The 2,356-nt window shown below is 63.8% G+C and carries 3 protein-coding genes; all 3 read right to left on the bottom strand.

Going from position 1 to position 2,356, the window contains the following annotated elements; all coding sequences use genetic code 11:
• On the bottom strand, window positions 1–465 hold a 465-nt coding region (locus A5636_RS13200), incomplete at its 3' end, for a PE family protein (RefSeq protein WP_081287775.1).
• A gap of 274 nt (window positions 466–739) precedes the next feature.
• On the bottom strand, window positions 740–1,162 hold the full coding sequence (locus A5636_RS13195; RefSeq protein WP_065159096.1) for a nuclear transport factor 2 family protein: 423 nt from the start codon (window positions 1,160–1,162) through the stop codon (window positions 740–742).
• A gap of 16 nt (window positions 1,163–1,178) precedes the next feature.
• On the bottom strand, window positions 1,179–2,356 hold a 1,178-nt coding region (locus tag A5636_RS13190), incomplete at its 5' end, for an AMP-binding protein (RefSeq protein ID WP_065159095.1).

The raw sequence follows: 2,356 nt of genomic DNA, 5'->3' as shown, positions 1-2,356 counted from the left end.
CGGTCCCCCGGAACCGCCATTACCCCCGCGACCGATCAACAACCCACCGGCTCCGCCGGCAGCACCGGACCCTGCCGCACCATCCACGCCCGGACCCACCAACGGCCGCCCCAGCAACGAATTCGTCGGCGCATTGATCACATCCAGCAAGGCCTGCTCTAACGACTGCAACGACGCGGCGCTGGCCGCCTCCATAGCCCCGTACGTGCCAGCCGTGCCGGCCATCAATTGGACAAAACGAGCATGAAATTCCGCCGCCGCCGCACTGACCGCCTGATACTCCCGGCCGTACGTGCCGAACAACGCCGCGATCGCCGCCGACACCTCGTCACCGGCGGCTGCCGCCAACCCGGTCGTCGACACCCCTGCCGCCACACCCGCCGCACCCACGTCCGACCCAATCCGGCGCAAATTCGACGCCGTCACAACCAAGTCCTCCGGCGAAACAAACACATACGACGACATGACACACCCATCACTGGACTTGGCAAAAAGGAAATTTACGCGTTAAAAAATTTCGTAGCAGGCCGCAAACCTAACCTTTTCCCACCAGGAATTCCGCCCGTTGGACAAATTGATTCGGGGAGGCATCCGACGCGACTACAGGGCCGCCACGGCAGAGGCACCAGTCAGGCGCTGAAGGCCAGCTGGTAGCTCGACCTGCCGGGTAGGTTCGGGTCGACGCTTAGATGTCGACGATTAGATGTCGACGATTAGATGTCGAGAACCCAGAACCCGACTAGATGACGAGAACCCGACTCGGCGCCGAATCCCAGACGAGTTCGCGTGAGGTGAAGTACCACCCGCCACGCTCGTAGATGAGTTGATCCCGGAAGACGCCGGTGGCCCGCAGGCCGATGTCCTCGTGATCGGCGGCGAAAAGTAATGCGACGCTGTGCTGAGTCGCATCGACCCCGTCGACGTGAATCTCGTTGTCGACGGTCACCAGGCGCTGCCCCGTACCGCCGTCGAACGCCGCGCGCAGATCGGTGAATGACTCGCCGTTGCGGACATAGCTGGCGCCGGAATGACGGAAGGTCGCGATCCAGGCATCCCGGTCGCCATCCGAGTACGCACGATTGTGCCGGGCGGTCAGATCCAGGATGCCCGCCCGGCCGGTTGCGGCGTGCAGCATCTGCTGTTCCTGATAGGTCATCGTCATCGTCGTCTCCAACCTTTCACCGGCTCACTATGTATCCGTGGGTCTCACGATCCCATGTATCCGCACTCACACCACGGGTACGCAGTATGTCTTTGCGTATCCGGCCGATGACGTTTCTAGGAAGATCGTCGAGAGTGTCAATGAATCGGGGGACGCAGAAGTACGGCATTCGGGCGGCACAGAAGTCCAGCAGGTCCACGTAATCCAATGTGGCGCCCGGCTTTAACGTCACTGCGACCAGGATGTCGTCCTCGCCGAGGTCACTGGGCACCGCTACTGCCGCTGCCTCCAGTATCGCCGGGTGACTCATCACCACGGTTTCCACTTCCACCGATGACACGTTCTCGCCACGCCGGCGCAGCGAGTCCTTAACCCGGTCCACATATGTCAGGTTGTGCTGCGCGTCGAGCTTCCCGAGGTCCCCGGTGTGGAACCATTCCGGATGTGGGTCCACTCGGAGCGCCGGACCCGGACCGGGACGCACATAGCCCTGGCTCATCACCTCGGGGCACAGCGCCCGGCAGGTGATCTCCCCTACCGCGCCCGCCGGCACCTCGGCACCCGTCTGGTCGACGATGCGCACCTCGAAGTTCGGGTTGAGCCGGCCCGAAGTACCCGGAACCGCTTCGTCCGCAACGTCGTTCACCGCGAGTGGAAAAGCCTCGGTCAATCCGTACATGGTGATGACGCGACAGCCGTATCGCTGCTCGATCACCCGGTATGCGGTCGCGTCGATGGGCGCCGCGGAGATGAACCGCAGGGGCAGTTGTACGTCACGTGGATCCGGGGGCAGGCTCTGCAGCATCTTGACCATCGCGCCCGCACCGACGAATCCGACAGCACCGTGGGTGCGCACGTCGTCCCACACCTGGGCGGGATGAAACACGCCTGCCAGCACCGTGGTTCCGCCGACCAAGAGCGGCGCGAGCACGCTGGGCGCCGCACTCAGGTGGAAAAGCGGCATCGCGGTCCACACCACTTCGCCCGCGGTGAAATTCCAGGCCGCGGCGACTGTTGCGGCCACTGTGAAGAGGTAATCCCACGACGTGGCAACGGCTTTCGACTGGCCCGTGGTGCCCGAGGTGAAGAAGAGCGCCCCGATGTCGTCCGCCAACGCCGGCCTGTCGGTGACCGACCCTGCGCCGTCCAAGGCCGCACCGAGCGAGTCATCCTGCACCACAACGTCTGGGACTT

The organism is Mycobacterium asiaticum (genome assembly GCF_001673315.1).
Taxonomy (GTDB): Bacteria; Actinomycetota; Actinomycetes; order Mycobacteriales; family Mycobacteriaceae; genus Mycobacterium; species Mycobacterium asiaticum_B.
This window is presented reverse-complemented; position numbering and strand designations above follow the sequence as displayed.

Bases quoted from the DNA above. Each gene is read 5' to 3' on its own strand.
- A5636_RS13195 (WP_065159096.1), bottom strand. From the start codon at position 1,162: ATGACGATGACCTATCAGGAACAGCAGATGCTGCACGCCGCAACCGGC.